Genomic DNA, 7,918 nt, shown 5'->3' on the forward strand with positions numbered 1-7,918 from the left:
TAGATGGCGTAATAAAATTAAGCACATCTGGAATACTAAATATAAAGGTAAGTAAAACAACAACTCTAAATATAGTTTTAGAAGCAAATTTATTAGGCACTGCATTTAGTAGAATTAACACTATGGTTATTGGGTAAATAAACAACAAAATCGGTAATGCAATAACTATAATTGAATGAAAATCTAACTGCCCAACCACTACTCCGAATACGCAAGCTACAATTGCAGTAATTATATAAACGGTTTGAGAATTATTAATTAGCCCTTTAAAATAATCTGCTGTTCCTGTTACAATACCTACTGCTGTTGTAAAACATGCCAAGGCTATTAGTATGCTTAAAACGGTGTTTCCAAAAGCTCCGAGCGCTTTTGTGCTAATTCCGCTCAACAAATTTGCGCGCTGCATATCGCTACTTAATGCGCTATTAATATTTATCTCTGAGCCATAAAACGCACCTACAGAAATTAATCCAGCGTATATAATAAATAATCCTAATCCTGCTATAAGTCCTGATTTTTTAATCAGGCTTTTTTTAGCTTCAAAAGAAGCGTTTGTTTTTAAATTAATTGAAATTATTATTACTGCTCCAACCACTGCTGCTCCAATAGCATCGAAGGTTTGATAACCTTCTATAATACCGTTTACAACTGGTGCTTTAAACTGAGATGGATTAGTGACCATTTGTGCAGAAAACAAACCAATACCAATAACCAAAAGCAACATAATTACTATAAATGGCGTTAAATACTTACCTATAACATTTAATATTTTAGATCTATTTAAAGTAAAAAGTAATACTAAAACAAAATAAATACTACTTGTTAATAATGGTGACGTCCCAAAATTTGGATGTATTGCAATTTCATGAGTTGCTGCTGCTGTTCTTGGTGATGGAATGGCAACTGAAATAATATAAATGAGCACGCAATAAATAAAACTAAAAATAGGTGATACTTTTTTACCGAAATCGTATAAAGTACCTTGTAGTTTTGCATGCGCATAAATACCAATTATAGGTATTACTACTGCTGTAATTATAAACCCTAAGATTACCCATAACCAATTTTCTCCAGCATTATAGCCTAAAAGTGGTGGTAACAATAAATTTCCTGCTCCAAAAAACAGAGAAAACAAAGCAAAGCTGGTGACTAATAAATTTTTAGTTTTATTCATTATATTAAAAAAATGAACTTAATTCTACTTTAGAAAAGCTCTTAATTATATATTGTGTAATATACTTTAAAATGATATTAGAAAACAAAGGCATCAACATTTTTTATACAGATTCTGGCAAAGGCCCTGTTATTGTTTTACTTCATGGCTTTCTAGAAGACCAATCAATGTGGAGCGACTTAGTACCAGAACTTACCAAAAAAAATAGAGTTATTTCTATAGATTTGTTAGGCCATGGAAAAACAGGGTGTCTAGGCTATGTTCATAAAATGGAAGATATGGCAGATGCAGTTTACTCTGTTTTAAAACATTTAAAGCTCAGAAAATACACTTTTATTGGTCACTCAATGGGTGGTTATGTGGCATTGGCCTTTGCAAAATTGTATCCTGAAAGTATTAAAGGCTTATGCTTATTGAATTCTACTTATGAAGCTGACGATGACCAAAGAAAACAATTAAGAGCTCGCGCTAACAAAATGGTACAAACCAATTACGAAAATATGGTGCGTATGAGTTTTGCCAACCTTTTTAGTGCTGAAAGCAAGTTAAAACATATTGAAGCTTATAATAATGCTTTAGAAGTTGCATTAAAAACTCCTGTTCAAGGTTATATGGCAGCAAATGAAGGTATGAGATTACGCGAGGATGCTTCGGCATTTTTTATTGAAGCGACTTTTAAAAAAGTTGTTTTATTAGGAAAAAAAGATACTATTTTAAAAAGTAAAGAGATACTTATGTTTACAAAAAAACACAATATAGAAACCCATGTTTTTTCTGAAGGACACATGAGCCATATAGAAAATAGAAAGAATTTTATTACAGAGATAGTGCATTTCGTCGAAAAAATATAACTTTTCGTCTTGTTTTTGATTTTTTTATATATGTTTAAGCCCCTATTAATCAAACCTATATATAAATTTACATTAAAATTAAACACCTATGTCTTTATATTGTACTGTTTTTGGCCATGATTTTGAAGTTTCAAAAAAAGTCACTTATCATGTTAAAGAATACAAATGTTCGCACTGCAGGAATCAATTAACTACCAACGGTAATGGCCAATTAATTAAGCTTACTCCCAAATACAAAGAAATAAATTCTATATTATCTAGAATTCATAGTAAAAGGCAGGCAAAACTTCGTAGAGAAGAACTGCAAACTGCCTATAAAATGACGTCTTAATTTTCAAAATTTTTCCAACCTTGTGCCTGCAATGGTATTTTTGTTTCTCCTCTTGTTACCAAATTAGTTCCAACACTTTCATCTGTAATATAACCTATAACGGTTAAATTAGGATTTGCTTTTATTTTTGGAAAATCCTCCTGAGAAATCGTCATCAACAACTCGTAATCCTCACCTCCATTTAATACAACTGTTGTGCTATCCATATTAAATTCTTCGCAAGTTGAAATTACCTGTGGATCAAGAGGTAATTTTTCTTCATATAAATCGCAACCTACTTTACTTGCTTTGCAGATGTGAAGAATTTCTGAAGACAAACCGTCACTTACATCAATCATAGCTGTTGGTTTTACGTCTAAATCCTTTAGCAACTTAATAATATCTTTTCTTGCTTCTGGTTTTAATTGGCGCTCCATAACATAAGTGTAAGCATATAAATCTGGTTGATTATTTGGATTCACTTTAAACACTTCCTTCTCACGTTCTAAAATTTGAAGTCCCATATAAGCGCCTCCTAAATCACCAGTTACAACCAATAAATCGTTAGGTTTTGCTCCTGCTCTATACACTACATCTTTAGTTTCAACAACACCAATAGCAGTAACAGAAATTATTAATCCAGAAGTGGATGATGTTGTATCTCCTCCAACAACATCTATATTATATATTTTTGAAGCTAATGCAATTCCTTCATATAAAGCTTCCAAAGCTTCTAAAGGAAAACGGTTAGATACAGCAATAGAAACTGTAATTTGAGTTGCTTCGGCATTCATAGCATAAACATCAGATAGGTTTACAACCACAGACTTATATCCTAAATGTTTTAAAGGTACATAACTTAAATCGAAATGTACACCTTCTACTAACATGTCTGTTGTAACTACAATTTGCTTACTTTTAATATCTAAAACAGCTGCATCATCACCAATGCTTTTTACAGTAGACTTATGGTTTATTTCAAACTGTTTTGTAAGGTGGTCTATAAGTCCAAACTCTCCTAATTCACTTAAAGGCGTACGTGCTTGATTTTTATCTTCTATCATATTGCAAAAATAAGAAGATGAATTAAAAAGTAGGTTAAAATAACTTTTAATTGTTTTTATAATGGAAACTCAATTTATACAATACACTAAATTGCAATTTAGCTTTAAGAAAACAAAGAAAACAGGCTAGGTTTGAGAGTTTTTTTATTAATTTCGTATTGCATTTTTTAAAAATTGTCTTGATGTTTAAAAATTACTTTCTAGCCTTATTAGTTTGTTTTTCGTTCCAAACTTTAACTCAAGCGCAAATTACACCTTGCGATTCTGGAATGGCAGGTATATATCCTTGTAACGATTACGATTTAATGTCTAGAATCCCAATCTCAACATTAGCAACAACTTTAGGTAATGAAGAAGGTAGTGATATTTGGGGATGGACAGATGATCTTGACGGTAAAGAATATGCTATTGTAGCTACTACTAATAGTACAGCTTTTGTAGATGTTACAGATCCTGTTAATCCAATTTTTCTTGGTCGTATAGAAACAGCAAATGGTAATACTTCTTTTTGGAGAGATGTAAAAGTATATAATAATCATGCTTTTATTGTTGCAGACATTATTGGTAATCATGGTATGCAAGTATTCGATTTAACTATACTAAGAAATGGTGTAGATCCAGATTTAACCTATGATGGCAGTCAAGTTTTAAGATATCAAGGCGATGGCGGAACTGGTGATTTAGTTATTGGTAGTTGTCACAATATTGTTATTAACGAGTCTGAAGGTATTGCCTATTTAGTAGGTTGTAGTTCTGCAAATGGAGGAGGGCCAATTTTTGTGGATATAACTAATCCTGCCAATCCAACAGTTTTAGGAGACTACACAATTGGCGGATACTCTCACGATGCACAAGTAGTTACATATAACGGACCAGACACAGATTATACTGGAAAACAAATATACATTGGAAGCAATGGCAATACAGATGAAGTTGTTATTTTAGACGTTACTGATAAAAATAATATAATTTCAATAAACCAATTTAGTTATTCTCAAATAGGCTATGCACATCAAGGTTGGTTTACTGATAACCAACGTTATTTTATACTAGGAGACGAACTTGATGAACGAAATTTTGGTAATAATACAAGAACACTTATTTTTGATTTTAATGATTTAGATGCAGATTTTTTGAATAATGCAGCTACATTAATAAATGACTATTTTGGACCAACTGCAGCAATTGATCACAATGGTTATGTAAAAGGCAATGAATTTTTTTTAGCAAATTATAGAGCTGGTTTACGCGTTTTAGATGTTTCGATTTTAACATCTACTAATAACACAAACGCCGAAATTGGTTTCTTTGATACTTTCCCACAAAGTAATAGCGATAGTTTTAATGGTGCATGGAGTGTTTACCCTTATTTTACAAGTGGAAACATAATAATTAGTGATATCGAACGTGGTTTATTTGTTGTTAGAAAAAGCGGTACTTTAAACACACCCGAATTTGAATTAACAACAAGTTTCTCTTTATCTCCAAACCCAACTACTGCTTCTTCAACTTTAAAGAGCGATAATAATATTACTATTAAAAATGTAGAAATTTATAGTATTCTTGGACAAGAAATGTTTAAAAAAGACAATATTAATACTTTGCAATTCGTTTTACCTGTTAGCGACTATTCAACTGGTGTTTACTTAGTTAAAATTAATAATTTTATAACTAAAAAACTTGTTATAAAATAAAAATGAAAAAATGAAAAGAATTACGTCATTTACAGTAATATGTTTTACTCTTATTTTTACTCTTAATAATTGTTCTAATGACGATTCTTCAGATATAGAAAACACTCCTTCTCATGCTGCTACTACAACTCAATCGCCGTGCGTAGATGGAATGGCAGGCATTTACCCATGTAATGGAATAGATTTACTATCTGCTATAAATGCCGAAACATTAGGAGGTAATGCTACTGTAAAAGGTAGTGATATCTGGGGATGGATAGACCCTATAAATGGTGACGAATATGCTCTTATTGGCTTAACAAATAGCACTGCTTTTATAGATATTACAGATCCAACAAATCCTATTTTTTTAGGTAAATTAAATACAAACACTAACTCAAGCGCTTGGAGAGATATAAAAGTATACAACAACCATGCTTTTATTATAGCAGATAGTGCAGGACCACATGGTATGCAAGTTTTCGATTTAACACATCTAAGAAACGTAGCTAACGCTCCAGAAGATTTCACTGCAGATGCTTTATACACAGATGTTGGAAGTTGCCATAATATTGTAATAAACGAAAGTGAAGCTGTAGCTTACCTAGTTGGATGTTCTTCCACTAATGGTGGTGGGCCAATTTTTATAGACATTTCTAACCCATTAAATCCTACACTTTTAGGAGACTACTCTGCAGGAGGATATTCTCATGATGCTCAAGTAATAACTTATAATGGTCCTGATACTCAATATACAGGAAAACAAATATATGTTGGTAGCAATGGTAATACCGATAAAGTTGTAATACTAGATGTTACAGATAAATCTAACGTAATACCAATTAGTGAGTTCACATATCCACAAATTGGCTATGCACATCAAGGTTGGTTTACAGAAGACCATACTTATTTTATTTTAGGAGACGAATTAGACGAACAAGGCTTTGGTTTTAACACTAAAACCTTAATTTTTAATTTTACAGATTTAGATAACCCTATCTTATCTTCATCTTATTTTGGTACAACTACTGCAATAGACCATAATGGTTATGTAAAAGGCAACGAATATTACCTAGCTAATTATAGAGCTGGACTAAGAATATTAGACATCTCAAATATTGCGGCTCCAACTAATGCCATGACAGAAACTGCTTTTTTCGATACATTCCCATCTAGCGATAGCGCAAACTGTAATGGTGTCTGGAGTGTTTACCCTTATTTCCCTAGTGGTAATATTATAATTAGTGATATAGAAGGAGGTCTTTTTATAGTTAGAAAAAGTAATTAATAATATTATAAAATGAATTATAAATCACCATTACTACTCTATTTCTTTATTTTAATAACTGTAATAAGTTGTAAAAATGACGACGATGGAGTTATAAACTCTAACACTTCTGCCTCTGGCATAGTGTCTTCTATCAAAACTTTTGGAGGTTCTAAAAACGACAGTGCTCAAGAAATTGTAAACACTAGCGATGGTGGCTACGCTATACTTGGTTTTACCCAAAGTATGGATGGTGATATTACAGACAAACAGAACGAAAGCTTCGATTTTTGGCTACTAAAATTTAATGAAGAAAATGAAATACAATGGAATAAAACCTATGGTGGAACCGAAGACGATAAAGGTCAAGACATTATTCAAACTACAGATGGTGGTTACGCTATTATAGGTTCTAGCTTAAGTAATAACGAAGATGTTTCTGGTAATAATGGCCAAAACGATTATTGGTTAGCTAAACTAGATGCAACAGGAAATATTTCATGGCAAAAATCCTTTGGTTTTCAAGGTTCCGACTTTGGAGTATCAGTTATTCAAACTAATGATTCTGGATATTTTGTTACTGGTATTTTAGATGTTACAGCATCTAATGGTGAAGGCAACACTTCAAAATCTAACAACAAACATGCAGGTGGTGATTATTGGGCAATAAAATTAGACGCTTCCGGCACAATAGAATGGAGTAAGTTTTATGGAGGATTATTTACAGATACTCCAGAAAGCGTAGTTCAAACTAACGATAATGGCTTTATTATAGTAGGAGGATCAGACAGTATGGATACAGATATTTCTAATAATATTGGTTCTTACGATTTTTGGGTAATTAAAGTGTCGTCAACTGGTGCAATAGTATGGGAAAAATCTTTTGGAGGAGATGAAATAGATCAAGCATGGTCTATAGTAAAATCTGGAGATGGTAATTTTCTAATCGCTGGAGATACTAGAAGCAACGATGTAAACGTTTCTAATAATATAGGAGCTGCAGATTTGTGGCTAATTAAAATTTCTCCTTTAGGAGAGTTAATTTGGGAAAAAACTATTGGAGGAACAAGCTTTGATGTAGCAAGAGACATTTCTGCCACTCAAGATGGAGGCTTTTTAATAGCAGGAAGTTCTAGAAGTAATGATGTAGATGTTTCAGAAAACAAAGGACAAAACGATGCTTGGGCTATAAAAGTAGATAGTAATGGAACAATAGAATGGGAAGCCTCTATTGGTGGAACAAACATAGATTTTGCCTACGGAATTACAGAATTAAATAATAAAAAAATAGTTGTAATTGGTGATACAACCAGTAACGATGAGGATATAATTGAAAATAAAGGATTCACAGATTTATTAATAATAAACATTGAGTAAAAAAGATTAAAATGAAAAAAATTTTCGCATTATTATTATTAATCACGTTAGTATATACATCTTGTAGTGAAGACAATGATGATAACTTAGTTGCTAAAAATGAAGTAAATACAAGTTTTAAATTTTCTAATAATTGGGATGGAACTGCAATTTCAAGTTCTAATTTTGAAAACACCGAATACACAAACGCAAATGGAGAAGT

General features: G+C 31.9%; 7 protein-coding genes and 1 pseudogene. 6 read left to right on the top strand and 2 right to left on the bottom strand.

What is annotated here, in order from left to right; all coding sequences use genetic code 11:
- Positions 1 to 1,174: branched-chain amino acid transport system II carrier protein (locus Q0C58_RS10480; protein ID WP_290701099.1), on the bottom strand; the 1,174-nt coding region annotated here is incomplete at its 3' end.
- Between the two features lie 71 nt (positions 1,175 to 1,245).
- On the opposite strand from Q0C58_RS10480, the gene Q0C58_RS10485 reads away from it, so the two are divergent.
- Together Q0C58_RS10485 and Q0C58_RS10490 are read left to right on the top strand one after the other, a co-directional pair.
- Positions 1,246 to 2,025 carry an alpha/beta hydrolase gene (locus Q0C58_RS10485; protein ID WP_290701101.1) on the top strand — a complete coding sequence of 260 codons (780 nt, stop codon included), beginning with the start codon at positions 1,246 to 1,248 and terminating at the stop codon, positions 2,023 to 2,025.
- An 88-nt stretch (positions 2,026 to 2,113) separates the two neighbouring features.
- On the top strand, positions 2,114 to 2,356 hold the full coding sequence (locus Q0C58_RS10490; protein ID WP_290701103.1) for a hypothetical protein: 243 nt from the start codon (positions 2,114 to 2,116) through the stop codon (positions 2,354 to 2,356).
- Here Q0C58_RS10490 and thiL read toward each other — a convergent pair.
- A complete protein-coding gene (gene thiL / locus Q0C58_RS10495) occupies positions 2,353 to 3,399 on the bottom strand; it encodes a thiamine-phosphate kinase (RefSeq protein WP_290701106.1) in 1,047 nt (348 codons plus the stop codon). The genes Q0C58_RS10490 and thiL overlap by 4 nt on opposite strands.
- Positions 3,400 to 3,581: 182 nt before the next feature.
- On the opposite strand from thiL, the gene Q0C58_RS10500 reads away from it, so the two are divergent.
- From Q0C58_RS10500 to Q0C58_RS10515, 4 genes and pseudogenes are all read left to right on the top strand, one after another.
- Positions 3,582 to 5,093 carry a choice-of-anchor B family protein gene (locus Q0C58_RS10500; RefSeq protein WP_290701109.1) on the top strand — a complete coding sequence of 504 codons (1,512 nt, stop codon included), beginning with the start codon at positions 3,582 to 3,584 and terminating at the stop codon, positions 5,091 to 5,093.
- Positions 5,094 to 5,103: 10 nt separating this feature from the next.
- Positions 5,104 to 6,360 carry a choice-of-anchor B family protein gene (locus Q0C58_RS10505; RefSeq protein ID WP_290701111.1) on the top strand — a complete coding sequence of 419 codons (1,257 nt, stop codon included), beginning with the start codon at positions 5,104 to 5,106 and terminating at the stop codon, positions 6,358 to 6,360.
- A gap of 12 nt (positions 6,361 to 6,372) precedes the next feature.
- Positions 6,373 to 7,716 carry a hypothetical protein gene (locus tag Q0C58_RS10510; RefSeq protein WP_290701113.1) on the top strand — a complete coding sequence of 448 codons (1,344 nt, stop codon included), beginning with the start codon at positions 6,373 to 6,375 and terminating at the stop codon, positions 7,714 to 7,716.
- Positions 7,717 to 7,727: 11 nt separating this feature from the next.
- Positions 7,728 to 7,918, top strand: a pseudogene (locus Q0C58_RS10515) (hypothetical protein); the annotation flags it as partial.

It is taken from the genome of Lacinutrix sp. (assembly GCF_023299985.1).
GTDB lineage: Bacteria > Bacteroidota > Bacteroidia > Flavobacteriales > Flavobacteriaceae > Lacinutrix.

Excerpts from the sequence above, each read along its gene's own strand:
- Q0C58_RS10485 (WP_290701101.1), top strand. The coding sequence starts at position 1,246 with ATGATATTAGAAAACAAAGGCATCAACATTTTTTATACAGATTCTGGC.
- Q0C58_RS10490 (WP_290701103.1), top strand. The coding sequence starts at position 2,114 with ATGTCTTTATATTGTACTGTTTTTGGCCATGATTTTGAAGTTTCAAAA.
- thiL (WP_290701106.1), bottom strand. The coding sequence starts at position 3,399 with ATGATAGAAGATAAAAATCAAGCACGTACGCCTTTAAGTGAATTAGGA.
- Q0C58_RS10500 (WP_290701109.1), top strand. The coding sequence starts at position 3,582 with ATGTTTAAAAATTACTTTCTAGCCTTATTAGTTTGTTTTTCGTTCCAA.
- Q0C58_RS10505 (WP_290701111.1), top strand. The coding sequence starts at position 5,104 with ATGAAAAGAATTACGTCATTTACAGTAATATGTTTTACTCTTATTTTT.
- Q0C58_RS10510 (WP_290701113.1), top strand. The coding sequence starts at position 6,373 with ATGAATTATAAATCACCATTACTACTCTATTTCTTTATTTTAATAACT.